This window comes from Lentzea roselyniae (assembly GCF_039537795.1).
GTDB lineage: Bacteria > Actinomycetota > Actinomycetes > Mycobacteriales > Pseudonocardiaceae > Lentzea > Lentzea atacamensis.
The window spans coordinates 176,025-200,994 of record NZ_BAABBE010000003.1 but is presented as its reverse complement, the minus strand read 5'-3'; the positions used below and the strand labels follow the sequence as shown (position 1 = coordinate 200,994).

At 69.4% G+C, this 24,970-nt stretch carries 29 protein-coding genes and 1 pseudogene; 17 read left to right on the top strand and 13 right to left on the bottom strand.

Features of this window, described 5'->3' with window-relative positions:
- Window positions 1–25 precede the first annotated feature (25 nt).
- Window positions 26–448, top strand: coding sequence for a hypothetical protein (locus ABFX45_RS06415; protein ID WP_346128309.1), 423 nt, complete (start codon window positions 26–28; stop codon window positions 446–448).
- A gap of 472 nt (window positions 449–920) precedes the next feature.
- On the opposite strand, the gene ABFX45_RS06410 is transcribed toward ABFX45_RS06415, so the two are convergent.
- A complete protein-coding gene (locus ABFX45_RS06410) occupies window positions 921–2,210 on the bottom strand; it encodes an MFS transporter (protein ID WP_346128307.1) in 1,290 nt (429 codons plus the stop codon).
- 116 nt (window positions 2,211–2,326) lie between these two features.
- Between ABFX45_RS06410 and ABFX45_RS06405 the strand changes: the two genes are divergently transcribed.
- The 4 genes from ABFX45_RS06405 to ABFX45_RS06390 are packed head-to-tail and all read left to right on the top strand — an operon-like array spanning window position 2,327 to window position 5,690.
- Window positions 2,327–2,986, top strand: a complete 660-nt coding sequence (locus ABFX45_RS06405) for a response regulator transcription factor (protein ID WP_109640291.1) — start codon at window positions 2,327–2,329, stop codon at window positions 2,984–2,986.
- Entirely contained in the window at window positions 2,987–4,300 is a 1,314-nt protein-coding gene (locus ABFX45_RS06400; protein WP_109640292.1) for a sensor histidine kinase, read from the top strand.
- Complete coding sequence (locus ABFX45_RS06395) at window positions 4,297–5,160, top strand: TAXI family TRAP transporter solute-binding subunit (protein ID WP_109640293.1); 864 nt, start codon at window positions 4,297–4,299, stop codon at window positions 5,158–5,160. Before ABFX45_RS06400 ends, ABFX45_RS06395 begins: the two co-directional genes overlap by 4 nt.
- Window positions 5,157–5,690 (top strand): dihydrofolate reductase family protein, encoded by a 534-nt coding sequence (locus ABFX45_RS06390; protein WP_215732551.1) that lies wholly within the window; start codon window positions 5,157–5,159, stop codon window positions 5,688–5,690. The genes ABFX45_RS06395 and ABFX45_RS06390 overlap by 4 nt, the downstream gene beginning before the upstream one ends.
- Here the strand turns inward: ABFX45_RS06390 and ABFX45_RS06385 are convergent.
- The 5 genes from ABFX45_RS06385 to ABFX45_RS06365 all read right to left on the bottom strand — a co-directional run bounded on the left by ABFX45_RS06385 (window position 5,675) and on the right by ABFX45_RS06365 (window position 9,918).
- Entirely contained in the window at window positions 5,675–6,640 is a 966-nt protein-coding gene (locus ABFX45_RS06385) for a VWA domain-containing protein (RefSeq protein WP_109640294.1), read from the bottom strand. The two genes, ABFX45_RS06390 and ABFX45_RS06385, sit on opposite strands and share 16 nt — an antisense overlap.
- Window positions 6,637–7,518 (bottom strand): DUF58 domain-containing protein, encoded by an 882-nt coding sequence (locus ABFX45_RS06380; RefSeq protein WP_109640383.1) that lies wholly within the window; start codon window positions 7,516–7,518, stop codon window positions 6,637–6,639. Before ABFX45_RS06380 ends, ABFX45_RS06385 begins: the two co-directional genes overlap by 4 nt.
- A gap of 74 nt (window positions 7,519–7,592) precedes the next feature.
- Window positions 7,593–8,642 (bottom strand): AAA family ATPase, encoded by a 1,050-nt coding sequence (locus ABFX45_RS06375; protein WP_109640295.1) that lies wholly within the window; start codon window positions 8,640–8,642, stop codon window positions 7,593–7,595.
- A gap of 62 nt (window positions 8,643–8,704) precedes the next feature.
- Entirely contained in the window at window positions 8,705–9,235 is a 531-nt protein-coding gene (gene mobA / locus ABFX45_RS06370; protein ID WP_346128302.1) for a molybdenum cofactor guanylyltransferase, read from the bottom strand.
- On the bottom strand, window positions 9,232–9,918 hold the full coding sequence (locus tag ABFX45_RS06365) for a TetR/AcrR family transcriptional regulator (RefSeq protein ID WP_109640297.1): 687 nt from the start codon (window positions 9,916–9,918) through the stop codon (window positions 9,232–9,234). Before ABFX45_RS06365 ends, mobA begins: the two co-directional genes overlap by 4 nt.
- Before the next feature lie 78 nt (window positions 9,919–9,996).
- On the opposite strand from ABFX45_RS06365, the gene ABFX45_RS06360 reads away from it, so the two are divergent.
- Both ABFX45_RS06360 and ABFX45_RS06355 read left to right on the top strand, forming a co-directional pair.
- Complete coding sequence (locus ABFX45_RS06360) at window positions 9,997–10,905, top strand: ATP-binding cassette domain-containing protein (RefSeq protein ID WP_346128299.1); 909 nt, start codon at window positions 9,997–9,999, stop codon at window positions 10,903–10,905.
- Window positions 10,902–11,645: an ABC transporter permease gene (locus ABFX45_RS06355; RefSeq protein WP_346128297.1), complete on the top strand. Its 744-nt coding sequence runs from the start codon at window positions 10,902–10,904 to the stop codon at window positions 11,643–11,645. The genes ABFX45_RS06360 and ABFX45_RS06355 overlap by 4 nt, the downstream gene beginning before the upstream one ends.
- Here the strand turns inward: ABFX45_RS06355 and ABFX45_RS06350 are convergent.
- A complete protein-coding gene (locus tag ABFX45_RS06350; protein ID WP_346128295.1) occupies window positions 11,632–12,504 on the bottom strand; it encodes an oxidoreductase in 873 nt (290 codons plus the stop codon). The genes ABFX45_RS06355 and ABFX45_RS06350 overlap by 14 nt on opposite strands.
- Window positions 12,505–12,531: 27 nt before the next feature.
- Between ABFX45_RS06350 and ABFX45_RS06345 the strand changes: the two genes are divergently transcribed.
- Complete coding sequence (locus ABFX45_RS06345) at window positions 12,532–12,873, top strand: DUF2203 domain-containing protein (RefSeq protein ID WP_346128293.1); 342 nt, start codon at window positions 12,532–12,534, stop codon at window positions 12,871–12,873.
- A gap of 99 nt (window positions 12,874–12,972) precedes the next feature.
- On the opposite strand, the gene ABFX45_RS06340 is transcribed toward ABFX45_RS06345, so the two are convergent.
- A complete protein-coding gene (locus tag ABFX45_RS06340; RefSeq protein ID WP_346128291.1) occupies window positions 12,973–13,878 on the bottom strand; it encodes a hypothetical protein in 906 nt (301 codons plus the stop codon).
- 90 nt (window positions 13,879–13,968) lie between these two features.
- Here ABFX45_RS06340 and ABFX45_RS06335 point away from each other — a divergent pair, with 90 nt between their 5' ends.
- From ABFX45_RS06335 to ABFX45_RS06325, 3 genes are read left to right on the top strand one after another with little or no spacing between them, the layout of a single operon-like run.
- Window positions 13,969–14,517 (top strand): cysteine hydrolase family protein, encoded by a 549-nt coding sequence (locus ABFX45_RS06335; RefSeq protein ID WP_109640301.1) that lies wholly within the window; start codon window positions 13,969–13,971, stop codon window positions 14,515–14,517.
- Window positions 14,514–15,416, top strand: a complete 903-nt coding sequence (locus ABFX45_RS06330) for a GlxA family transcriptional regulator (RefSeq protein ID WP_109640302.1) — start codon at window positions 14,514–14,516, stop codon at window positions 15,414–15,416. The genes ABFX45_RS06335 and ABFX45_RS06330 overlap by 4 nt, the downstream gene beginning before the upstream one ends.
- A 33-nt stretch (window positions 15,417–15,449) precedes the next feature.
- The gene (locus ABFX45_RS06325) at window positions 15,450–16,010 is read left to right on the top strand and encodes an isochorismatase family protein (RefSeq protein ID WP_346128288.1); all 561 of its coding nucleotides are present in this window, start codon (window positions 15,450–15,452) and stop codon (window positions 16,008–16,010) included.
- Here the strand turns inward: ABFX45_RS06325 and ABFX45_RS06320 are convergent.
- Window positions 15,994–16,632 (bottom strand): Rossmann-fold NAD(P)-binding domain-containing protein, encoded by a 639-nt coding sequence (locus tag ABFX45_RS06320; RefSeq protein ID WP_346128286.1) that lies wholly within the window; start codon window positions 16,630–16,632, stop codon window positions 15,994–15,996. The genes ABFX45_RS06325 and ABFX45_RS06320 overlap by 17 nt on opposite strands.
- Window positions 16,633–16,689: 57 nt before the next feature.
- Here ABFX45_RS06320 and ABFX45_RS06315 point away from each other — a divergent pair, with 57 nt between their 5' ends.
- Both ABFX45_RS06315 and ABFX45_RS06310 read left to right on the top strand, forming a co-directional pair.
- Window positions 16,690–17,238 carry a hypothetical protein gene (locus ABFX45_RS06315; RefSeq protein ID WP_346128284.1) on the top strand — a complete coding sequence of 183 codons (549 nt, stop codon included), beginning with the start codon at window positions 16,690–16,692 and terminating at the stop codon, window positions 17,236–17,238.
- Between the two features lie 4 nt (window positions 17,239–17,242).
- Complete coding sequence (locus ABFX45_RS06310; protein WP_109640306.1) at window positions 17,243–17,686, top strand: GNAT family N-acetyltransferase; 444 nt, start codon at window positions 17,243–17,245, stop codon at window positions 17,684–17,686.
- Here ABFX45_RS06310 and ABFX45_RS06305 read toward each other — a convergent pair.
- A complete protein-coding gene (locus ABFX45_RS06305) occupies window positions 17,667–18,185 on the bottom strand; it encodes a TetR/AcrR family transcriptional regulator (RefSeq protein ID WP_109640307.1) in 519 nt (172 codons plus the stop codon). The two genes, ABFX45_RS06310 and ABFX45_RS06305, sit on opposite strands and share 20 nt — an antisense overlap.
- A 49-nt stretch (window positions 18,186–18,234) precedes the next feature.
- On the opposite strand from ABFX45_RS06305, the gene ABFX45_RS06300 reads away from it, so the two are divergent.
- Together ABFX45_RS06300 and ABFX45_RS46350 are read left to right on the top strand one after the other, a co-directional pair.
- Entirely contained in the window at window positions 18,235–18,717 is a 483-nt protein-coding gene (locus tag ABFX45_RS06300; protein WP_211337621.1) for a GNAT family N-acetyltransferase, read from the top strand.
- Between the two features lie 206 nt (window positions 18,718–18,923).
- A pseudogene (locus ABFX45_RS46350) lies at window positions 18,924–19,115 on the top strand (hypothetical protein); the annotation flags it as partial.
- 46 nt (window positions 19,116–19,161) lie between these two features.
- Here the strand turns inward: ABFX45_RS46350 and ABFX45_RS06290 are convergent.
- The 3 genes from ABFX45_RS06290 to ABFX45_RS06280 all read right to left on the bottom strand — a co-directional run bounded on the left by ABFX45_RS06290 (window position 19,162) and on the right by ABFX45_RS06280 (window position 22,959).
- Entirely contained in the window at window positions 19,162–20,433 is a 1,272-nt protein-coding gene (locus tag ABFX45_RS06290) for an NlpC/P60 family protein (RefSeq protein WP_346128279.1), read from the bottom strand.
- Between the two features lie 191 nt (window positions 20,434–20,624).
- Window positions 20,625–22,139 carry an AMP-binding protein gene (locus tag ABFX45_RS06285; protein WP_346128277.1) on the bottom strand — a complete coding sequence of 505 codons (1,515 nt, stop codon included), beginning with the start codon at window positions 22,137–22,139 and terminating at the stop codon, window positions 20,625–20,627.
- 10 nt (window positions 22,140–22,149) lie between these two features.
- Window positions 22,150–22,959, bottom strand: coding sequence for an SIR2 family NAD-dependent protein deacylase (locus ABFX45_RS06280; protein ID WP_346128275.1), 810 nt, complete (start codon window positions 22,957–22,959; stop codon window positions 22,150–22,152).
- Window positions 22,960–22,976: 17 nt separating this feature from the next.
- Here ABFX45_RS06280 and ABFX45_RS06275 point away from each other — a divergent pair, with 17 nt between their 5' ends.
- Both ABFX45_RS06275 and ABFX45_RS06270 read left to right on the top strand, forming a co-directional pair.
- Window positions 22,977–23,429 (top strand): hypothetical protein, encoded by a 453-nt coding sequence (locus ABFX45_RS06275; protein ID WP_146231777.1) that lies wholly within the window; start codon window positions 22,977–22,979, stop codon window positions 23,427–23,429.
- Window positions 23,426–24,916, top strand: a complete 1,491-nt coding sequence (locus tag ABFX45_RS06270; protein ID WP_109640313.1) for a flagellar basal body protein FliL — start codon at window positions 23,426–23,428, stop codon at window positions 24,914–24,916. The genes ABFX45_RS06275 and ABFX45_RS06270 overlap by 4 nt, the downstream gene beginning before the upstream one ends.
- Window positions 24,917–24,970 lie beyond the last annotated feature (54 nt).

Genomic DNA, 24,970 nt, shown 5'->3' with positions numbered 1-24,970 from the left:
ACCGGCGTCGCCCATCGTCCCGGGCATGCACAAGAGGATTGGTGCCGCCGTCCTAACGGCCGCGGCGATCGCCGTGACCTTCACGGGCGCGGCGCAGGCCGAGTCGAACCCGCACTGCGGCAGCGTCACGCAGATCGGTTCCACGAAGCACATCAAGTCGGGCGGCGAGACCGTCGCCTCGGTCAAGCAGTTCAAGGGCTGCAACAAGAACTACGGCTACGTCTACGTCTGGGACTCCTGGAAGGCCGAGCACGGCAGCAAGTTCCGCGCCGCCGCGGGCATCTACACCCGCACCAGCGAGGGCCCGCTCGGCTACAGCGGTCCCGGCGAAGGCGGCCAGGAGGCGTGGTCGAACAGCTCGAACACGCTGTCGGTGTGCACCAGGGGCTACGGCTCGGTGATCTCCGCGTCCCACTCGTACACCGGCATGACCGAGGAGCGGTGCTGACATGCGGAAGCTGAGTGCGGTCGTCCTCGGGGCCGCCGCGATCGGGATGACCTTCACCGGTGCGGCACAGGCCGAGACGAACCCCCGGTGCTCGAGCGTCACGCAGATCGGCGCCACGAAGCACATCAAGTCGGGCGGCGAGACCGTCGCCTCGGTCAAGCAGTTCAAGAGCTGCAACAAGAACTGGGGCTACATCTACGTCTGGGATTCGTTGAAGTCCGGCCACCGCAACTTCGTCGCCTCCGTAGCCGTCACCAGGGGTGACGGTGCGATCGACGAGAACAGCGGCGCACGCGGCCGACAGGAGGTGTGGTCGCGGGGCGCGAACACGCTGCAGGTTCTGCACCATGGCGTACGGCTCGGTCTCCGGTGGAGGCGCCGCCTTCACCGAGGAGCGGTGCTGAGCTCGTGGAGAGAGGCGGAGGGCGGTCGCCGCAAGACCGCCCTCCGCGTGGTGTGTGCTCGAACGCGGCTAGTCCTTGTCCAGTACCGAGTCCTTCGAGGTCTCGCGCATGAACCCGTAGACCAGCAACGAGATCAGCACGCACCCGGCGACGTAGTAGAAGAACACCGACTCCATGCCGGCCTGCTTGAACCACAGCGCCACGTACTCGGCGGTCCCGCCGAAGATCGCCACCGTCAGCGCGTACGGCAGACCGACCCCCAGCGCGCGGATGTTCGTCGGGAACAGCTCGGCCTTCACGATCGCGTTGATCGACGTGTAGCCGGTGACGATCACCAGGCCGCCCAGCATCAACAGGAACGCCGGGAACGCCTCGGACGTCTTCGCGAGCGTGGACAACAGCGGCACCGTCACCAGCGTGCCGAGCACACCGAACCCGAGCAGCAGCGGACGGCGCCCGATCCGGTCGGACAGCGCACCCGCGATCGGCTGCAGCACCACGAAGACCAGCAGCGCGGCGAAGTTGATCCAGCTGACCGTCGCGGCGTCGATCTTGCTGGTGTTCACCATGAACTTCTGCAGGTAGGTCGTGTAGGTGTAGAACGCGACCGTGCCGCCCAGCGTCAGGCCGACGACCAGCAGGCATTCCTTGGGGTGCTTGAGCAACGCCCGGAAGGTGCCCTTTTGGGGGTTGTCCTTCTGCCGCTCGAAGTTCTCCGACTCGTCCATCCCGCGCCGCAGCCACATCACGACGATCGCGCCGGTCGCGCCGATGACGAACGCGATCCGCCAGCCCCACTCCGTCATCTCGGGCTTGGAGAGGAACTGCTGCAGCACGATCTGCACGCCCAGCGCCACCAGCTGACCGGCCGTCAGCGTCACGTACTGGCAGCTCGAGTAGAACCCGCGGCGGCGCGGTGAGGCCACTTCGGACAGATAGGTCGCCGACGTCGCGTACTCGCCACCGACGGACAGACCCTGCAGCAACCGCGCCAGCACCAGCAGGACGGGCGCGGCTACACCGATCGTGGCGTACGACGGGGTCAGCGCGATGATCAGCGAGCCGAGCGCCATCAGGGTGACCGAGAGGGTCAGAGCCGCCCTGCGGCCGTGGCGGTCCGCGTAACGGCCGAGCAGCCACCCGCCCAGCGGTCGCATGAGGAACCCGACGGCGAACACGGCGGCGGTGTTGAGCAGCTGCGCGGTCTGGTCGCCTTTGGGGAAGAACGCCGCCGCGAAATAGATGCTGAACGCGGTGTACGCGTACCAGTCGTACCACTCGATCAAATTCCCGACTGATCCGCGCAGCACGTTCGCCACCACTCGGCGTTCGGCGCGTTTCTCCTGAACGACTGTCATGGCCGACACGATCTCGGCGCCGCCACACCCCTCACAACCTGGGCAGAAGCTTCTTTACATTCACTTAGGCGCGTCGAGATACACCGGAAACGACCATCTGGGGCGATACTTCTCCCATGCGGGTGCTGTTGGTCGAAGACGACGACGGTGTCGCCGACGCCCTGGTGGAAGCGCTGCGGGCGAACGGCCACCGGCCTGCCCGCGTGCGCAGAGGCGCCGACGCGCTGATCGCCCACCGCGACGCGGACGTGGTGCTGCTCGACCTCGGCCTGCCCGACCAGGACGGCCTGGAGGTGCTGCGCAAGCTCCGCAAGATCGACCCGGTGCCGGTGCTCGTGCTGACCGCGCGCGGCGACGAGCGGACCGTGGTGCGCGGGCTGCGCCTGGGTGCGGACGACTACCTGGTCAAGCCGGTGCGGCTGGCGGAACTGCTGGCGCGCATCGACGCGGTGGCGCGGCGCAGTGCGGCACGGTCGCAGGAGCCGGGCGACGTCGTGCGGGTGTCCGATGTGGAGATCGACCTGCAGAGCCGCCAGGTCCAGGTGGGCGGGCGCGAGATCTCGTTGACCACCAAGGAGTTCGACGTTCTGGCGGTGCTCGCGCGCCGGCCGGGCACCGCGGTGAGCCGTCAGCAGCTGATGGACGAGGTGTGGGGCAACGCCTTCGTGGCGGTGTCGCGCACGCTCGACGTCCACCTCACGCAGTTGCGGGCCAAGCTCGACCGGCCAGGACTGCTGCACACGATCCGCGGTTTCGGCTACCGGCTCGGTGAATAGATGCGGCAACGGCTTCTGTTGGTGCTGCTGCTCTTCTCGCTCTCGGCCGTCACCGCGTTCGCCGTCCCGCTGCTGATGAGCACCGCCTCCGAGCGCACCCAGCAGTTCGTGATCAGCCGCACCGCCGACCTCGACCGCTTCGCCACCCTGCCCGCCGACGTCGTGGTGTCCGAGGCCTTGCGGTACCACGAGATCTACGGCGAGGAGGTCGTGGTCGTCAACGCGGCGGGCGAACCCGTCGTCGAGGCCGGGATGAAGATCGCCGAGGTGTCCGCGCAGATCGACGCCGCCCTGCGCAACCAGCCTGCCGCACCCGTGCCGACGGTCATGCCGTGGAGCGGCGGCGACGTCCTGTTCGCCCGCCCGGTCGGCACCGGCACGAAGGTCGCGGGCGCCGTCGTGCTGCGCGCCTCGACCAGCGTCGCAGCCCTGGACGTGGCCCGCCGGTGGGCGTTCGTGCTGGCAGGAGCGTTGCTTGCGGCCTGCGCGTGCGTCCTGCTGGCCCTGGTGGTCGCCCGCTGGCTGCTGCGGCCGCTGAAGGAACTCGATCGCGGCGTCCGCGCGGTCGCCGAGGGCCAGCGCCGTACACACGTCGCCGACACCGCCGGCCCGGCCGAGCTGCGGGCGTTGTCCGAGTCGTTCAACCGCATGTCCGACGCCGTGGCCGAGGCCGCCGACCAGCAACGACGGCTGATCGCCGACGCCTCGCACCAGCTGCGCAACCCGATGGCGGCCCTGCGGCTGCGCGTGGACATGCTGCCTTCCAACGGGTCACTCCTGACCGAGGTCGAACGCCTGGAGTCGCTGCTGGACGGCCTCCTGGCTCTGGCCTCCGCCGAGAGCACCGCCACCGAACGCGCGGCGGGAGGCGTGGAACCGGAGCTGGCCGATCTGCAGGTGGTCGCACACGACCGCGTCGACGCGTGGCGCGCGGCAGCTCACTCGGCCGGCGCGACGATCACCGTCGAGGACCGGGCGGCCGGACTGGTGCGGTGCGCGGTGTCGGACCTCGCGCAGGTGCTGGACGTGTTGCTGGACAACGCCATCAAGTACGGCGGACCGGAGATCACGGTGATCTGCGACCGGGCAACGCTGATCGTCAGGGACAACGGTGACGGACTGTCCGAAGAGGACATCGCGCGGGCAACCGAACGGTTCTGGCGCGGCGACGACTCGCAGCGCGGTACGGGACTCGGGCTGGCCATCGCGGAGAGGATCGTGACGGCGCACGACGGAACCTTGACGCTGCGCAGCGACGATACCGTCGGTGGCCTGGTCGTGACGGTGGAACTGCCGAAGGAGCCGTTGCTGTGAAACGACGAACGTTCCTCCTCGGCGCCCTTGCCCTCACCGCCTGCGGCACCAGCGAGCCGTCCGGCACGATCCGCATCGCCGGCGGCGAGCCAGGCGGCTTCTACCACGACTTCGCCGCCCTGATCTCCCGCCTCTCCCCCAGTCCGCTGACCATCATCCCGGTCCAGACCGGCGGCAGCGCCGACAACCTCAAACACCTCCGCGAGGGCACGGCCGAGCTCGCGCTGACCCTGAGCGACAGCGCCCACCTGGAGCCCGGCCTCGTCGCCGTGGGCCGCGTCTACGAGAACTACCTGCAACTCGTGGTCCTCGACTCGTCCCCGTACCGGTCCGCCGCCGACCTGATCGGCAAACCGGTGTCCCTGGGCGCGGCCGGCTCCGGCGCCGCCCTGCAGGGCGAACGGCTCGCGCTGGGCGTGAAAGAAGAGCACTACCCGTTGCGCAACGCCATCGACGCCCTCAAAGCCGGCGAGATCGCGGCGCTCCTGTGGTCCGGCGGCGTGCCCACCCCGGAGCTCAACAAGGCCAGCGGCATCCGGCTCCTGCCGCTCGACAGCTTCCTGCCCAGGCTCCGGCAGGACTACGGCAAGGTCTACGAACGCGTCGACGTGCGGATGGGCGTGTACGGCTCCAACGCCGACATCCCCACCATCGGCACCCCGAACCTGCTGGTGTGCCGGCCGGACCTGAGCACGGAGTACGCGGGCGCCGTCGTGCGGCTGCTGGTCGCCAAGGCGGCGCAGCTCGTGCCCGACCAGGCCCTCGGCACGCAGTACCTCGACGTGCGCAGTCTCATCGACACGGGCAAAGTGCCACTGCATCCAGGCGCGGCGGCGGAATACCGGAGGTTGCACGGGTGATCATCACGATGGCGTCGATCTCGCTGGACGGGTTCTTCGAAGGACCCGGCCACGACATCAGCTGGCACCACATGAGCGAGGACATGCACGACTACGTCAACGCCGACCTGGCGACGATGAGCGCGCTGCTCGACGGCCGCCGCACGCACGAGCTGATGCTGGAGGCGTGGCCGCACGCCGAGGACAACCCCGACTTCACACCGAAAATGCGCGAGTTCGCCCCGATCTGGCGCAACGTGCGCAAGATCATCTACTCGCGCACGCGAACGTTCACCGAGTGGAACAGCGAGACCCGCACCGAGGTCGACGCGGACGAGATCAGGAACCTGCCGGGTGACAGCATGGTCGGCGGCCCCAACCTGCTGGAGACGTTCTTCGAGCACGACCTGGTCGACGAGATCAGGCTCTACGTCAACCCGGTCGCGATCGGCGCGGGCACCCCGTTCTTCAAGAAGCCGAACGCCCTGGCGCTCAAGGGCACCAGGGCGTTCGACAACGGAGTCGTGCTGCTGACCTACGGCAGGCGTTGACCGAGCAACAAAGCTGCCGCCGCCGCGAACATCGCCGTCATCGTGCCGAGCAACAGCCACGGCTTCGACGCGTCTGCCTGCTTCTTCTCGTAGCCGATCTGCTCGCCGAGCGTGTCGTAGACGCGGCGCAGCTCCTCGGCGGAGGCGGCCTTGAAGAACTCGCCACCGGAGAGCTTCGCGATCTCCTTCATCGAGTCGTCGTCGACGGGCACGGACTGCTGGCGGCCCTCGATGTCGACCACGCCGTCCTCGGTGCCGAACGAGATCGTGGAGATCGGGACTCCGGCCTTCTTGGCGTCCTCCGCCGCGTCGAAGGCCTTGCGGGTGCCGACCGTCTCCTTGCCGTCCGTCATCAGCACGATGCGGGCGGGTGGCGGACCCTCGGCGCCGCCGACGACCTTGCCGAACGAGTCGATCGACGCCAGCGCCGCCATGATCGCGTCACCGGTCGCGGTCGACTGGGCGAGCTTCAGGCCGTCGATCGACTGCGTGACGGCCGTGCGGTCCGTCGTCGGCGCCACCAGCACGGTGGCCGAGCCGGCGAACGAGATCAGGCCCAGGTTGATGCCGGGGGTGAGGCCCTCGGCGAACGACTTGGCGGCCACCTGCGCGGCCTCCAGCCGGGACGGCTTCACGTCCGTGGCCTTCATCGACAGCGACACGTCGACGACCATCATCACGGTCGCCCGGTTGCGCGGCACCCTCTGCTCGGACGTCGGACCGGCCAGCGCGACCGTCAGCAACGCCAGCGCGGCCAGCAGGAACGCCGCCGGCACGTGCCGCGACCAGCGTTCCCGCTTGGGCGCGACCTTCTCCAGCAGCTCCAGGTTCGTGAACCGCAGCACCCGCTTGCGCCGCATCCGCTGCACCACCACGTAGGCGGCGGCGAGCAGTGCGACCGCGATGAGCAGAAGGAACCACCACGGGGCGACGAAGTTCGAGAAGCTCACGCGACACCCCCTGACCAGCGGCGCTTGCGCGCCACCACGAAGCGGACGGTGTCCGCGATCCAGTCCGAGTCGGTCCGCAGCACCAGATGCCCGGCCCCCGCCCGGCGCAAACCCGCGGCGACCTCTGCGCGGTGTTCCGCGGCCGCCGCGTTGAACTCCTTGCGCAGCAACGCCGACGCCGTCACCTCGCGCTGGCGGCCAGTCTCCGGGTCGGACAGCACGACGGTGCCGACCTCTGGCAGGTCGACGTCACGCGGGTCCACGATCTCGATGGCGACGATGTCGTGCCGCGCGGACAACGCGCGCAGCGGACGTTGCCACTCCATGCCACCGAGGAAGTCCGAGATGACCACGATCAGGCCGCGCCGCCGTGGTGGCCTGCGCAGCTGTTCCAGCAACGCCGCCAGGTCGCCGCGTGTGCCCTCCTCGGCCCGCGGCAGCTCGGCGATCTTGCGAATCATGCCCCGCGCGTGCGCCAGCCCACCGCGGGCCGGGATGCGCATGCTCTCGGCGCCCGTCGAGACCGCCGCGCCGATCCGGTTGCCGCCGCCGCGCGTCAGGTGCGCGACCGCGGCCGTCGCGGCGATGGCCAGGTCGCGCTTCTCGCAGACCGCGGTGCCGAAGTCGAGTGACGGCGACAGGTCGATCGCGAGCCAGGTCTCCAGCTCGCGGTCCGCGACCGTCTCGCGGATGTGCGGCACCGTGGTGCGCGCGGTGACCGCCCAGTCCATCCGGCGCACGTCGTCGCCCGGCTGGTAGGTCCTGGCCTCGCCCGGTTCGGTGCCGGGCCCCGGCACGAGGCCGAGGTGGTTGCCCTGCAGCAGGCCGTCGAGGCGGCGCCGCACGTCGAGCTCCAGCATCCGCAGGGCGGCTTCCATCCGGACGCCGCGCAGGATGGGCGGCGCCCACGAGGGGCGCTCCTTCTCGGCCTTCGCTGAAGCGTCTTTGGGGCTCACTGCCTACCAGCCGCGACCGGCTGCTGCGGACGGGCCGACACCTGCGGCAACGGCACGATCTGCAGCACTCGGGTGATGATGTGGTCGATCGGCACGCCGTCGGCCAGCGCGTCGTAGGAGAGCACCAGGCGGTGGCGCAGCACGTCCGGCACCACGTCCACGACGTCCTGCGGCAGCACGTAGTCGCGGCCGCGGACCAGCGCGAGGCCGCGGGCGGCGGCGATGATGCCGAGCGACGCACGCGGCGAGGCACCGTAGGCGACCCAGCCGGCGACGTCGGTGAGGCCGTGCTCGCCGGGCGCGCGGGTCGCGATCACGAGGCGCACCACGTAGTCGACGAGCGCGTGGTGGACGAAGACGCGCGACGCCACGCCCTGCAGGCGCACCAGTTCCTCAGGCGAGAGGACCTGGCTCGGCGTGGGCGCCTCGACGCCCATGCGGTAGACGATCTCGCGCTCTTCCTCGGCGGTCGGGTACTCGACCTGGATCTTGAACAGGAACCTGTCGCGCTGCGCCTCCGGCAGCGGGTACACGCCCTCGTTCTCGATCGGGTTCTGCGTGGCCAGCACCAGGAACGGGTTGGGCATCGGGAACGTCCGGCCACCGATCGACACGTGCCGCTCGGCCATCACCTCGAGCATCGCCGACTGCACCTTGGCGGGCGCGCGGTTGATCTCGTCGGCGAGCACGAAGTTCGCGACGACGGGGCCGAGCTCGACGTCGAACGCCTCGCTGGACTGGCGGTAGATGCGGGTGCCGAGGATGTCGGCGGGCACCAGGTCGGGCGTGAACTGCACGCGCGAGAACGATCCGCCGACCACGCGGGCGAACGTCTCGACGGCGAGCGTCTTCGCGACGCCCGGCACACCTTCGAGCAGCAGGTGGCCCTTGGCCAGCAGACCCACGAGCATCCGCTCGACGAGCCGGTCCTGGCCGACGATGACCCGCTTCACCTCGAACACGGTGCGTTCGAGCAGCTGGGCGTCACGAGCCGGGGTGACGGGCGCCGATGCGTTCGGCGTTGCCTCGGCGGCGGGCTCGGTCACGTGCGGGCCTCCATGCGGAACAGGGTTTTACCGATAGTGGAACAGTCTTGCTCTTCGCCTGTTCAACCGCTGTGAAGGGTGTCCAGGTCGGCCGGTGTGTCGACGTCACGCGCCTCACCGGGCAAAGCGGACACCTCCACCGGGTTCAACTGCTGCAGAGTCTTGCGCAGCGGCAGATCGCGTGGATCTTCAGGTAGGGCTCCGCGCAGCTCGGCCGTGTTCCACATGCCGATCAGCCACTGCGTGCGATCGTCCTTGAGCACAGCGTTGCCGCCGGCTTCGCGCAGCCTGGCGATCGTGTTCCTGGTGAGACCGGGCTGGTCGACCGCAAGGACCGCGACCCGTTCGGCGGTGACCTCACGCAGTCCCGCGGCGAGCCCGGCGAGCGGGCCACCGCCGGGCGGGTCCTCACGCGTCCAGATGACGCCGGGAAGATCTTTCTCCGGTCCCACCACGATGATCTGACTCGCATCGTCCACAACGGACAGCACGTGGTCGAGCAGCGTCGCGTCCCGATAGGACAGTGCGGCCTTGTCGACGCCGCCGAGCCGTTCGCCCTTGCCGCCGGTGAGGATGATCGCCGCGTAGGTCATGTGCTCTTCCCGTCGATGTGGGCCGCGACGCCTTCCAGGAACAGGTGCAGGCCGAAGTCGAAGTCCGCCCCGAGGTCCTCGACGTCGAGCACGTCGTCCAGGTCGAACACGCCGGCCTCGACGACCTTGGCGAGCGCGGGCATTTTGCGGGGGTCGACGACCTCGCGCAGCTTCTGCCCGTACTGGTGGTTGAACTGGGCCGGGTCCTCCTCGAACCCCTGGGACAGCGTGAAGCTCAGCCGCGCCTCGCCCTGCACGAAGGTCGAGAGGCCCATCACGACGCCGATCTTCTCCCCCGGCTCCAGCGGCACGCCTTCGAGGGCGGTGAGCGCGCTGTCCAGCCAGGCGAGGTTCTTCGGGCCGGACGGCGGGCCGCTGATCGGGATCTGCAGGAACCACGGGCGCCTGCGGATGGCCGTGAGCACCGCTCTCGCCCAGAACCCGAGCTTGTCGCGCCACTCGCCGTCGGGCAGCGGCGGCGGTTCCTCCATCGCCGCGTCCCACATCAACGCGAGCAGTTCGTCCTTGTTCTTCACGTGCCGGTAGAGGGCCATCGTCGCGTTGCCCATCTCCTGCGCGACCCGTGCCATCGACACGGCGGCCAGACCCTCGGCGTCCGCGATCGCGATGGCAGCCCGCGTGATGTCGGCGGCGTCGATGGTCGGCTTGCGCCCCCTCTTCATACCCCCTAGTCAAACAGATGCGTATGTCATACGCTAATTCAGGTTTTGCGTATGAGGTACGCATAAAGGGGGTGGCGAGTGATCGTCGAAACAGCAGGGCTGAGGAAGAGTTACGGCAAGAACACCGTGCTCACCGGCCTGGATCTGAAGGTGGCGGAGGGATCGGTGCTCGCGTTGCTCGGGCCGAACGGTGCGGGCAAGACGACCACGATCCGGATTCTCAACACGCTGACCAGGCCGGACGGCGGCACGGCGCGCATCGCCGGGTTCGACGTGGTGCGCGAGCCGGGGAAAGTGCGCGGCGTGATCAGCCTGACCGGCCAGTACGCGGCCGTGGACGACGAGCAGACCGGCCGGGAGAACCTGGTGATGATCGCCCGGCTGCGCCGGTTCTCCCGCGCGGCGGCCCGTGCTCGTGCGGTGGAGTTGCTGGAGCGGTTCGACCTGGTGGGCGCCGCCGACCGCAGGGTCCGCACCTACTCCGGCGGCATGCGGCGGCGGCTGGACCTCGCGATGAGCCTGGTCTCCCGGCCCCGGCTGCTGTTCCTGGACGAGCCGACGACGGGGCTCGACCCGATGAGCCGCACGACGATGTGGGACGCCATCGGTGAGCTGGTGCGCGAGGGCGTGACGATCTTCCTCACGACCCAGTACCTGGAGGAGGCAGACCGGCTCGCGGACCGGATCGTGGTGCTGCACCGCGGCGACGTCGTCGCGGACGGCACGGCCGACGCGCTCAAGAACCAGGTCGGCGGCACCCGCCTCGACCTGGACTTCGCCACCGCGCTCGACGCGGGGCGCGCGGAGGCCCTGCTCGGTGGCGTGCGGGCCGAGTCACGGCTCAGCGTGCCGTCCGACGGCAGCGCGGCCCACCTGCACCGGGTGCTGGACGATTTGCTGGTCGCGGGCGTGCGCACGGAACGCGTGTCCACCCACCGACCGACCCTCGACGACGTCTTCACCAGCCTGACCAGGGTGGCGGCATGACCGGAACGCTCACGATGGTCGGCCGCAGCGTCCGGCTGAGCCGCCGCAACCTCGACACGCTCCTCATGTCGATCTTGCTCCCGGTGATGATGATGGCGCTGTTCGTCTACGTCTTCGGCGGCGCGATCGCCACGGGAACGTCCTATGTGAACTACGTGGTGCCCGGAATCATCGTGCTGTGCACCGGTTACGGCGCCACGTCCACGGCCATGTCGGTGGCCGACGACATGAAGAAGGGCGCCGTCGACCGGTTCCGTTCGATGCCGATCAGCAGCTTCGCCGTGCTGACGGGTCACGTGACGGCGTCGGTCGCGCGCAACGCCCTCGCCACGGCGATCGTCGTGCTGGTCGCCGTGGGGATGGGGTTCCGGCCCACGGCGACCGTGCTCGGCTGGGTGCTCGCGATGGGTTTGCTGCTGCTGTACGTGCTGGCGCTGTCGTGGCTCGCCGCGGGCTTCGGCGTCATCGCGCGGTCGGTGGAGTCGGCGAGCGTGCTCGGCTTCTTCATGCTGTTCCTGCCGTACCTGAGCAGCGCTTTCGTGCCGACCACGACCATGCCCGCGGTGCTGCGGGCGGTCAGCGAGCACCAGCCGATCACCCCGATCATCGAGACGGTGCGGACGTTGCTGGCCGGCCAGCGCGCGGACGCGGGGTGGCTCGCGCTGGCGTGGTCGGGCGGGTTGCTGGTGGTGGCCTTCGCGTTCGCCACCTGGTTGTTCCGGCGGATCAGCTCCCGTTGAGGTGAAGGGCGTCGAGGCGGGTGAGCTCCTCGGAGGTCAGGCTCAGTTCGCCCGCCGCGACGTTCTGCCGCAGGTGCTCCGGGTCGCCTGTACCGGGGATGACGAGCACGTGCGGTCCGCGCGCGAGCGTCCAGGCGAGGCGGACCTGCGCTGGCGAGACGCCGTGGGCGCGCGCGATCTCCGTGACGTCGTCGTCGTCCGCCGACGTCCCGGCCTCCTTGTTCGCGCCCGCGAGCGCGAAGAACGGCACGAACGCGATACCTCTGTCCCCGCAGACGCCCAGGAAGTCGTCCTGTTCCGGGTGGTGGCCGAGCCCGTACGAGTTCTGCACGCACACCACGGGCGCGATCTTCTGCGCCTGGTCCAGGTGGTGCGGCCGGACGTTCGACAGCCCGAGGTGCCGGATCAGCCCCTCCTGGCGCAGCGCCGCGAGCCGCTCGAAGTGCCGGCTGATGTCGTCGAGCCCGCTCACCCGCAGGTTCACGACGTCGAGGTGGTCCCTGCCGAGCTGACGCAGGTTCTCCTCGACCTGGCCGCGCAGCTGGTCCGGCGTGGCGAGCGGCAGCCACTCCCCCTGCGGCGTTCTGCTCGGCCCGACCTTGGTGGTGATCACCAGGTCGTCCGGGTACGGCGACAGCGCACTGTTGATCAGCTCGTTGGCCGACCTCGTGGCGGAGAAGTAGAACGCGGCCGTGTCCACGTGGTTGACGCCCAGCTCGACCGCCGTGCGGAGCACCTCGATCGCCTGCGCGCGGTCCCGGGGTTTCGCGTTGGGATCGAACGCGCCTCCCTGCTGCGGCAGGCGCATCGCGCCGAAACCTATCCGATTCACCGTCAGGTCACCCAGTCGCCACGTCACCCTTCCCACTGTGCCAGCCTTGACGTCGTGGGACTGTTCACCCTCGACGAGGCCCGAGCCGAGCTCGCCAGGTTGCTGCCGGTGCTGGACGAGATCGTGCGTCTGCGCGCCGACGCCGCCGAACTGGCCGTCGGCTCGTCCTCTTTGGGCGGGCTGCCGGAGTTCAAGGCCGCGCAGGCACGGCTCGACGAGCTGCTGGAGGCCGTCCAGCAGACCGGGGCCGAGCTGAAGGGCTTCGCCCCGCTGCTGGTCGACTTCCCGTCCGAGCTGGACGGTGTGCCGGTCCTGTTGTGCTGGCTGGAGGGTGACCGGACGCTGGACTGGTACCACCGCGCCGACGTGGGGTTCGCGGGCCGCCGCCCTCTCTAGTGCCGCGACAGCCAACCTTCGCCGCGTCTTCGACGCTCAGCGGGCCACCTCGCGACCGTCTGACCACCGAACACGGGGCAAAGGCCGACTGCCACGGCACTAGCGCGGTGCGAGGAAACCCGCGACCAGCAGCATGCTGATCAGTCCCGCGATGAGTCCCAGCGCCGCCAGGTACTGCTTGGCGGTGGTGCGGCCGGGCATCCGGTGCAGGATGACCCCGCCCGCGACCGACAGGGCGATCGCGATCGGCACCAGCGCCCGCCACGCCTTGTCCCACGTGAACGGCAGGTAGTCGTCCGCGCCGTACAGCGACAGGATCAGCGCGGGCAGACCGAGTCCGGCGGCGGCCGCGGCGGCGAGCATGTTGAACCGTTGCTGCGACTCGCCTTCCTGCGCGACGGCGAACGTCGACACGCTGCTCAGCAACGACTGCAGCCGCGTGACCTCGTCGCCGAGCTCGACGTCCATGGCCTCGCAGTGCCCTCTCGCGCCAGGGTTCCTGACCTCGCGGAGCGTGTCACGGGCCTGGTCACGGGCGCGGCTGACCGCGATCGAGAGCTCGACGAGCTGGGCCATCACCATCCGCAGCGCGGTGTTCCTGCGCTGCGCCAGCAAGTCGGCGACCTGCCGTTCCATCTCGTAGCGCAGTCCTCGCAGCTCCGCGACCGTGTTCCGCGGCCCCTCGGCGATGGCTTTCGAGATGACGCCGGGCCTGTCGTCGCCGTCGGGGATCAGGTGGGCGGGGTGCCGCAGCAGCTCGGCCACGCCGTCACCGGGCCACGACTCGCGGTGCCAGCCGCCGTTCTCCCGCCAGGCCGCCCTGACCAGCACGTCGATCCGGGCGCCGTCCGTGCGCGCCTGTCCCACGAGGATCCTGCGCACCTCGCCCTTCGTGACGCGCACGAACGGCACGGCGTCCCCGGCGAGGCCCTCCCCCACCGACACCGTCACCTGAGCGCCCAGGTCCGGGTCCACGGGATCACCCGCCAGCACGCGCAAGTCCACGTCGTGATCTTCGCATGGTGACCGGATCCGTCCGCTCCTCGGCCGGGTCGTGCCTGTCTCGGCAGCCGGGCGACGGCGAGGCTTGCTGCCATGAAGCGAGCATTGATCGTCATCGACGTGCAGGAGTCGTTCCGCCAGCGCGCCAACTGGGCGGAGGTGTCCGACCCGGACGTCGTGGGCAAGGTGAACCAGCTGGTCGACATGACCAGGGACGCCGGTGATCTGGTGGTGTGGGTGTTGCACTCCGAGCCCGGCACCGGCGGCGTGTTCGACCCCGCGCTGGGCCACGTGCGCCTCATCGACGGGCTCAAGCCGCTGGACGACGAGCCGGTCCTGACCAAGACCGCGCACAACGCGTTCACCACGACGAACCTGCAGCAGACGCTCACCATGCGGGGCGTGCGGGAGCTGCTGATCAGCGGCATCCGGACCGAGCAGTGCTGCGAGACGACCACGCGCGTGGGGTCGGACCTCGGGTTCGACATGACGTTCGTGACCGACGCGACCGCGACCATGCCGATGGAGCACTGGCGGACCGGGAAGGTGCTCGGGGTCGAGGAGATCATCGAGCGGACCGAGTACGTGCTGGCCGGTCGGTTCGCGCGGATCTCGGATGTCGCTACGCTGACCGGATCGTGACCAGAGTCGTTTTCCTGCTCGTACCGGGAGTGCACCTGCTCGACCTCGCGGGGCCGGCGCAGGTGTTCTCCAGCGCGGCCGACCTCGTGGGCGGGTACGCGCTGGAGTACGTGGGCGACTCGGAGTCCGTGCCCAGCCATCAGGGTGTGCCGCTGGGCGCGACGACCGAGCTGCCCTCGCTCGACGTGCACGACCTCGTGTTCGTGCCGGGATGGCGCTCGCCGAAGATCGCCGGGACCGGACCGTTGAGCGGCCGGGCGTTGGCGTGGTTGCGCGCGCACCACGCGGACGGAGGCACGGTCGCGAGTGTGTGCGCCGGTGCGGATGTGCTGGGCCGCGCCGGTCTGCTCGACGGTCGGCGTTGCACCACGCACCACGAACTGCAGGACGAGCTCGAACGGCGCTATCCGCATGCACGGGTCGTCAGGGACGTGCTGTTCGTGGAGGACGATCGGATCGTCACGTCGGCGGGCATCGCGAGCGGCATCGACCTCGCGCTGAACCTGGTCGCCACCCGGCACGGGCCAGCGGTTGCCGCCGCCATCGCACGCACCATGGTCGTCTACGCGCGCAGGAACGGTGACGACCAGCAGGCCAGTGTGCTGCTGCGGCACCGTTCGCACGTCAACGAAACCGTGCACCGCATTCAGGACGTCATCGAGTCGCGCCTCACCGACCGGCTTTCGCTCACCGAACTGGCCACTGTCGCCGGATGCAGCGAACGGACCGTCACGCGGTTGTTCGGCAAGGCGACGGGCATGACGCCGTTGCGGTACCAGCAGGCGTTGCGCGTCGAACGGGCCGAGCACCTCATCGGGCAGGGTGCCACGGTCGAGACCGCCGCGCGCAACGTCGGCTTCGAGGACGCCCGCATGTTGCGCCGCCTGCGTTCCCGCTGAAAATTGTCAGACCCGAGGCATAGTGTGACCCGCGTGACGACTCTGGCGAACCGCCCCAACACCGCGTTGCTCGTGATCGACGTGCAGAACGGCGTGGTGAACCACGCGCACAACCGCGACGAGGTCGTGGCCAACGTCGCCACGCTCGTCGACAAGGCCCGTGCGGCCGGTGTCGACGTCGTGTGGGTGCAGCACAGCAACGCCGAACACATGCCGAAGAACTCCGACGGCTGGCAGTTCGTGGCCGAGCTCGAGGTCGCCGAGGGCGAACCGGTGGTGCACAAGACGTACGCCGACTCCTTCGAGGACACCGACCTCGAGGAAGTGCTGGCGGGCAAGGGAATCGGCAGTCTCGTGGTCTCCGGCGCGCAGACCGACGAGTGCATCCGCTCGACCCTGCACGGCGCGGTCGTCCGCGGCTACGACGCTCTGCTCGTGAGCGACGCGCACACCACGGAGGACCTGTCCGAGTGGGGCGCCCCCACTCCGGACAAGGTCATCGCGCACACCAACCTCTACTGGGAGAACCACACCGCGCCCGGCCGCGCGGCGGGTGTCGTCAAGACCGAGGACGCCTTCAAGCCAGCCGGTTGATCTCGTCGCTGCGCAGCAACTTCGGAGCCTGAGCACCCTTGGCCAGCGCCACCATGGCACGGCCGAGGTTCTCGGTGCTCGTGACGTACGCGGGCGCCACCCGCCGCAGCAACGGGAACAGCCACGACGACCACGAATAGAGGTAGCGGTAGATCCGGGTGCGCGAGGTGATCCCGTGCCGCGGCTGGATGAATCCGGGCCGCACGACGAACACCGGCCGGTCCAGCGCCAGCAGCTCGTTCTCGGTCCGGCCCTTCACCCGCGCCCACATCGTCTTGCTCTCGGCGTTCGCGCCCTCGCCCGACACGTACACATACGTGCCACCGACAACACGTGCGGCCTCAAGCGCGTAGTCGTGCGTCACGGGCAGGTACTCGGCCTCGGTCAGACCCGCTGATGTCACGCCCATGCAGTAGAAGCACGCGTCGGCGCCGGCCAGTTCATCGGCAACCGGTGACAGGTCACGGAAATCGGCGTGCACGACGTGCCGGCGCCTGACGTCCGTCACGTCCATCGGGGCACGCCCCACGGTGACCACCGAGTCGACGTCGGGGTCGAGCAGGCACTCGCGCAGCGCACCCTGACCCACCATGCCGGACGCGCCGAACACCACGATCTTCACGCCGCCAATCTAGCTGTTCGGGCACCCGCACCCCCGGCGGTGAGGCATCCTGGCGACATGGACGTCTCCGCGCAGCTGGCGAGCGTTTTCACGGCCGCCGCGCCTCGCCCCGAACTCGCCGAGCACCTGAACGTGTTCGAGCCGTTGATCGGCAGCTGGTCGCTGGTCGTGCAGAACTTCGGCGAGGACGGGACCGTCCAGACCACCGACGCCGAATGGCACTTCGGCTGGGCTCTGGACGGACGGGCGCTCGCCGACGTGTGGATCAGCCCGGCCAGGGCGAGCCGGTCCGGCGACACGGACGGCGAATGGGGCCTGAGCCTGCGGTTCTACGACCCGGAGCTCGGCGCGTTCCGGTCGACCTGGCTCGGGCCCGGCCGCGGCTGGGTGATCCCGTTCATCGGCAGGCGGACCGAGGACGGCTTCGCTCTCGAAGGCGACAAGAACGGCGTCCGGCTGCGCTGGATCTTCTCGGAGCTCACCGCCGAGAGCTTCTCGTGGCGCGCGGAGGAGACGGAGCCGGGCGCGGACGAGCCCTTTGTGCGCCAACGCTTCCAGGCTCGCCGCACATCCTGGCAAACCGGTGGACACCGCCCGCCACACTGAGCAGATGAACCGGACCGTGTATCGCCGCGCACCGGGCCCAGTGCCCGTCCTCGGACAGAACCTCCGCCTCGTCGACGACGAAGACGACGCCGCCCTGGCCGACCTCATGGAACGCGCCTATGCCGGCACCATCGACGAACACCTCGGCGGCAACAGCGACGGCGCCGTCGAGATCGCGGACTGGCGGCCCGACGCGGTGCCGCACGCGAGCTTCGTGGCGGAGGAGGACGGGATCGTGGCCGCGTCGCTCATCTCCAAGAACGGCGACGACTTCTGGCTCGCCTACGTCATCACGCATCCCGAGTGGAAGGGCCGCGGCCTCGGCACCGCCGTCGTCGCCGCGTCCCTGCGCGCCCTCGACGCCCCTGTCCTCGCCGGCTGCACCGACGGCAACACGCCCTCGGAGCGCCTCCTGGCCACCCTCGGCTTCACGCCAGTGCCGCGCTGACCCGTTCCTCGTCCCCGGTCGCCAGCAGGTCCAGCAGCGCGCCCCGCAGCAACGCGAGCTCCCGCGTCCGCTGAGCGAGCCCGGCAGGGGTGTCGCGCACATCTTCGGGCTGCGCTGAAGCAAGCACCTCCAGCCAGTCCTCTACGGTCGCGCGCGCAAAGCCGGCCCACGGCCCGTCGGGCTCCACGAGAGAGCGGGCGTAAGCCTCCAGCCACAACGTCAGCAACGGCCGATGCGCCGGCGCGGACAGCCACTCCCACAACCGCGCCACGACCCCGGGCCCGGTGCCGATGTCGGCGAGCAACGCCAGCTCATCCGCACGCGCCCGCGCCAGCAACGCCCTGACCAGGCCTTCCTTGCTGCCGAACAGGTACAGCAGCACCCGTGTGCTCGACCCGATGGCCGCCGCCAGCGGCCGCAGCGACACGTCCGCCAGCCCGTGCGTGAGCACGTACCGGTAGGCGGCTTCGAGCAGTTCGGTCTCCCGCGCGGACGGCATGAGCGCTATCTTCGCATTACTGAAACACTCGTGTCAGTGGAGGTACGTCATGCTGATCCGCCCGCTCGGCCGGCCCGGCGACCTGGGCTGGGTGGTCCAGGCGCACGGCGAGCTCTACGCCGCCGAGCACGACTGGGACACCTCGTTCGAGGCGCTGGTCGCCAAGATCGTCGGCGACTACGCGGCGGACCACGACGACGCCAGGGAGGCCGCCTGGATCGCCGAGCTCGACGGTGAACGCGTCGGCTGCGTGTTCTGCGTGCGCGAGGACGACACGACGGCCAAGCTGCGAGTGCTGCTCGTGCACCCGAAGGCACGCGGCCTCGGCGCGGGCAACCAGCTCGTCGACACGTGCGTCAGGTTCGCGCGCGACGCCGGGTACGAGCGCATGGTCTTGTGGACGGTCGACGGACTCACTTCGGCCAGGAAGATCTATGAGGCGCACGGGTTCGAACTGGTCGAGAAGACGCCTCAGCACAGCTTCGGTCACGACGTCGTCGGACAGCGCTGGGAACGGGCACTTCAGCCCTGAACAGTGGATTTCATCAGCACCACATAGTCGTCGAACAGACCGCTGACACCTTTCCCCTCGCAACACCGAACAACACGGAGGGGAACAGAGCATGAGGAACTCAGCTCGCGCCATCGTCGGGGTCGCGGCCGCGGCACTCGCGGGGCTGGACCCTCCTCGACAACCCCGGCGACGACCGGAAGCGCGGCCGCACGGACGTCTACGACAAGACGCTGTCCGACCTCGGCACTGTCACGTCGGTCGACATCTACTTCGCCAACAACGACGACAGCCCGCACTGGTGTCTCGAGGAGATCACCATCCGCAGGCCGGACGGCGTGACGACGATCCACCCGTTCCACAACTGGCTCACGCGGGCGTACTCGAAGACCGCCCCGCTGCGGCTCGCCGCGGCCTGAGCAGGTCTCCCGGTGGCCCGCCCCTGCGGCGGGTCACCGGGTCCCACTACAGCATGCGCGTCACGAACGGCATGATCCCGCCGTACCGCACGGGCGAAATCCGCACCACGGCACCGGAATGCGGCGCTTCGACCATCATTCCGCCGCCCAGGTACAGCGCCACGTGCGTGCCGCCACCGGGACCCCAGAAGATCATGTCTCCCGGCGCCATCTGCGACAGCGGAACCTTGCGTCCCGAGTTGTACTGGTAGCCGCTGTAGTGCGGCAGATACACGCCGACACCGGCGAACGCGTACATCATCAGCCCCGAGCAGTCGAAGCCGATCTTGCGGTAGTCGCCGAACGAGTCGGCTACGCCGCCGTCGCGCACGCCATAAGTGGGGCCGTAATAGTTGCCACCGCCCCACGCGTAGATGACGCCGCGCTGCGACAACGCGCGGTTGATCACCGTCTGCACGCGACTGCCGGACGGCGCGGCCGGAGCGGCGACCGGACGCCGTGGAGCCTGAGCGGCGGCCTGGACGGCTGCGGCAGCGGCGGCACGGCGAGCGTTCTCTTCTTCTTCGCGCTTCTTCGCCTCGACCCACTGGCCGTACTGACGGCGTTGCGCCTCAAGGCTGTTGACCTCACCGCGCGCGGCGACGAGCTCACGTTCCACAGCGTCCTTATCGGACTGAAGCTGCGCCGTGGCGGCGGCCTGAGCCGTGTGCGCGTCCACCGCCACCTGCTGCGCCTGCTCCGCGACCTTCTTCGCCTCGTCGGCGGCCGCCTGCTTCGCCTCGGACTTCTGCAGCGCGGCACGGGCGGCGGCGTCGAGGTTCGCGGCGACGCCCTGGTCGCGGGTCACCTGCTCCAGCTGGTTCAGGCTGGACGACGACACCGCCTCCAGCAGCTGGGCCCGGGCCAGCAGGTCCTCCGGCGACTTGGCCCCGAAGTACGCGGAGAAGGAACCGACGGTGCTGCCCTGCGCGTAGGAAGCCGCCGCGAACTCGTCCAGCGCGCGCCGACTTTCCTCCACGGCCCGAGAAGCGGCATCGGCCTGCACGCGCGCGGCTGTTGCCTCACGACGGGCGGCTTCGGCCTCCGAGATGGCCGTCTCGAGGTCGACGCGGGCCTTGTTGGCCAGCTCGCGCTTGTAGGAGACATCGTCCATCAGCTCCTGCAGGCGTGACTCGGCCTGGGTCAGCCGGCCGGTCAGCTCGCCCACGCGGGCGGCCTTCGCGTCGGCTTCGGCTCGCGACGCCGAGATCTCCGCGTCACCGGGGTTCGGCGGAGGCGGCGGCACGGCGGCGGCCGTCCCCGTGAGGACGGCTGACATCAGTACCACCACGGCGGAGAGTCTTGTCAACACCGGACATCACCTCCGACCGCATTAGACCAATCAGACTCATTCGGCGCATCTGGAACTAACGCACCGTCAACCACTCGTGTCACAGTGGAACACGCGTGGTAGTCCTTTTGGGACGATCGGAGTCCGGCGTGTCGCCGGAGTGGCGTAGTGCCGTGGCTCTAGTTGACGCCGCGGTCGCGCCCGGCCCAGTACGGTTCGCGGAGCTTGAACTTCTGGATCTTGCCGGTCGCCGTGCGCGGGATCGTGTCGCGGAACTCCACCGACGTCGGCGCCTTGTACCCGGCGAGCCGTTCCTTGCAGTGCTTGATCAGGTCGGCCTCGGTGACTTCCCCGGAGCGCACGACCAACGCCTTGATCGTTTCACCCCACTTCTCGTCGGGCACGCCGATGACCGCGACCTCGGCGACGGCCGGGTGCGAGAAGAGGCAGTCCTCGACCTCGATCGACGAGACGTTCTCACCGCCGGTGATGATCACGTCCTTCTTGCGGTCCGAGATCGTCAGGTAGCCCTCGTCGTCGAAGTGCCCGCCGTCGCCGGTGTGGAACCAGCCGTCCTCGATGGCCTCCGCGGTCGCCGAGGGGTTGTCCCAGTAGCCCTCCATGACCACGTTCGACCGCGCGAGCACCTCACCGGTGTCGGAGATCCGCAGCTGAGCGCCCAGCGCCGGCGCGCCCGCCCGCGACTGCTTCTTCGCCTTCTCCTCGCCGGACGGTCCCGGCTGGGCCCGGTTGAACGTGAGCAGCGGCGCCGTCTCGGTCAGGCCGTAGATCTGCAGGAACTCCCACCCGAGCTCCTCGGTCACCCGCTGGATCGTGCGCGAGGGCGGCGGCGCGCCGGCACACACGATCCGTACGGTGTCACGGCCGGGGATCTCGCCGTCCCACGACTGAGCGGCGTCCAGCACGGCGTTCCACACGGCCGGTGCACCGCACATCAGCGTGACGCCGTGGTCGCGCACGCGGCGCAGGATCTCGGCGCCGTCGACCTTGCGCAGCACGACCTGCGGCACGCCCAGGCCGGCGAGCCCGAACGGCATGCCCCAGCCGTTGCAGTGGAACATCGGCAGGACGTGCATGTACACGTCGCCCTCCCACGCACGGGTGTGCATGGCGAACGTGACCGCGTTCAGCCAGATGTTGCGGTGCGTGAGCTGCACGCCCTTGGGCCGCGCGGTGGTGCCGGACGTGTAGTTGATGGTCGCGGTCGCGTCCTCCGACGGATCGCTCCACGGCCGTGGCTCCGCATCGAACCGGAGCAGCGACTCCGACTCCTCGCCGAACGTGAACCGGTGCCGTGCCGTCACGTCGTCGAGCGACAGCTCCGGATCGACGAACAACGCCGAGGCGCCGCTGTGCTCGACGATGTACTTCACCTCGTCGGGTCGCAGGCGGAAGTTCACCGGCACGCAGATCCGCCCGCTGCCGGGCACCGCGTGCAGCAGCTCCAGCAACCGCGCCGAGTTGTGGCTGACGACGGCGATCCGCTCGCCCTCGCCGATGCCCAGGGCGTCCAGCCCGGCCCGCCACGCCCGCACACGGGTCGCCATCTCCGCATACGTCGTCGTCTCGACCGGCTTGGCCGGCTGGTCGGGTTCGTCGATGGTCGCGGTCGTCGCGGCGAACGCGAACGACGCCCGGTCCAGGAAGTCCGTGGTGATCAGCGGTACGCGCATGAACCCGACCCTACGACCAGGTGCTCGGATCTCCCCAGGACGAGAATCGGGCTCCCCCGGATGGAGGAACCGAGCTGAGGTCGGGCAGCACCTCACCGACGGGTTCGTGCAGGACAACGGCCGCCAGCGGGTCGTACGGGGTCGGTTCGGCGTTGCAGATGATGACCTGCGCGCCCGCCTTCGCCGCCAGCGGCACGAGCCCCGCCGCGGGCTGCACCGACAGCGACGTTCCCGCGACCAGCAGCACGTCGCAGTCCAGCGCGGCGAGCCGGGCGCGGCGCAGCACCTCGCCGTCGAGCTCCTGTCCGAACGAGATCGTGGCCGACTTGAGGATTCCGCCGCAGCGCAGGCAAGCGGGCTCCGGCTCTCCGTCGGCGACGCGCTTCAACGCGTCGCGCATCGGGCCCGCGGCACCACATGCGAGGCACACGGTCGCGTGCAACGTGCCGTGCAGCTCCAGCACGCGATGCGGATCGGAGCCGGCTTTCTGGTGCAGGCCGTCGATGTTCTGCGTGACGACGGTGCGCAGCCGCCCGGACCGTTCCAGCTCCACCAGTGCCTTGTGCGCGGGATTGGGTTTCGCCGTCCACACGGGACTGTCGAGCCGCGTGCGCCACGCGAGCCTGCGCACCTCGGGATCGGCGAGGTAGGTGTCGAGCGACGCGGCCCGTCCGGCGTCGGCGTCACGCGTCCACATCCCGTCCGCACTGCGGAAGTCCGGGATGCCCGAATCGGTGGAGACTCCGGCGCCGGTCAGCACGGTGATCCGGTGCGCGGACGCGACCAGCGCCCGTGCCGCTGTGCACGCGTCCGAGACCATCGGTTCACACTAGTCCGGTGCGCAGCGCAGTGGGAGCCGCGATCGCGGCAGTGGGCTTGATCACTTCCATCACCGGAACCTTCCTTCCCTGGCTGAAGTCCGGATCGACCACGAGGGACAGTTACGAGGTGCTTTCGCTGCGTGATCTCGCCGGGTTGGACGGGGTGGCGGGCGGTGTCGTCACGTCGGTCTGGGTGGGTCTCACGCCGCTCGCGATGATCGCGGTGGCGCTGTACGTGGTCCGATTTCGTCGAATTGCCGCGTGCGTGGCGCTTCTCTTTGGCACGATCGGTGGAACCGTGGCCCTGCTAGCCGCGGTCCAAGGGGATAGCAAGGGTGCATTGGTCGGAATCAGCATCGCCGGACCGGTCGTCACCCTTGCCGGTGCCGTACTGACGATCGTGGGGGCGATCACGGTGCTCACCTCCAACAGGCGCAGCGCAGTGAGAACTCCGGGAGGAAATCCGTGAGCTACCCAGGTGGTGGCGGCGGCCAGTGGCAGCCGCAGAACAACCCGTACGGGCAGCAGCCCCAGCAGGGCGGCTACCCGCAGACGGGACCTCAGCCCCAGCAGGGCGGGTACCCGCAGGGTCCGCCGCAGACGGGGCCGCAGGGTTTCCCGCAGCAGGGCTACCCGCAGCAGGGTTATCCGCAGACGGGGCCGCAGGGCTTTCCGCAGCAGGGCTTCGAGCAGCAGCCGTACGGCTACGCCCCGACGGGTGGCGAGCCGCCGAAGAAGAAGCGCACCGGCCTGGTCATCACGGCCGTCGTCGCCGTGCTGCTCCTCGTGGGCGGCGCTGTCACGTTCTTCGCGCTGAAGAAGTCCGACCCGGCGGCGAACGCGGGCAAGGACACCCCGGCCGTCGCGGCGAAGAACCTCATCGAGCAGCTCGGCAGCGGTGACGTCGTCGGCATCATGGCGTCGCTGGCGCCGGCAGAGGCCGCGCTGTCGAAGGACTACATGGACTCGATGACGAAGGAGATGAAGCGTCTCGAGATCCTGAAGCCCGACGCCGACCCGAACAAGATGTCGGGCATCGAGTTCAAGAGCGAGAACATCAAGTTCGACGAGGCCAAGGCCGAGAAGATCAACGACCGCCTCACCATCAACAAGCTGGTCGAGGGCAAGATCACGGTCACCTCGGACATCTCGAAGGTCCCGCTGACCGACAAGCTGATGGACGCGATCGGCGACAAGGTCAGCCTGACCAAGTCCGAGACGAAGACCTGGGACATCACCGCCGAGGTCCAGAAGCGCGGCACGCCGATCGGCATCGCGACCATCAAGGTCGGCGACGAGTGGTACCCGAGCGCCTTCTACACGATCGCCAACGTGGGGCTGGAGGAGGAGAAGCTCAAGTGGCCGCAGCAGGGCTTCGCGCCGCAGGGCGCGGGTTCGGCGCAGGAGGCGGCCAAGCAGCTCGTCACCGCCGCGATGGACGGCGACCTGAAGCAGGTCATCTCGCTGCTGCCGCCGGACGAGGCCGGTGTGCTGCAGGACCTCGGCCCGGTGCTGCTGGAGCAGGCGGGCAAGATGGGCCCGACCGGCGTCAAGCTGAACGAGCTGGAGACCGACGTCAAGGACGTGACCGGCGGCAAGCAGGTCACGGTCAAGAAGCTGTCGGTGACCGTCGAGGGCGAGACCGTCACGGTCTCCCGCGAAGGTGACTGCTACGCGGCCGAGGTGCCGGGCCAGGGCTCGCAGAAGATGTGTGCCGACGACATCACCCAGCTCCTTCAGCAGCAGGGCCGCGGCAAGATCCCTGCCCCGGCCGTCGAGGTCATCGGCCGCGTGGCCGCGTCGGTCATGAAGACCGGTGTCGGCGTCGTCGCGACCGAGGTCGACGGCAAGTGGTACGTGAGCCCGATCCGCTCCTACTACGAGCTGGCGCTGACGGTGTTCCGCGGCTTCGAGCCCAAGGACGTCGACGCGCTGATCGAGCTGCTCAAGAAGTAAAACCACAGGTCAACCACGGCCCTGTCACCCGCAACAGCGCGGTGACAGGGCCGT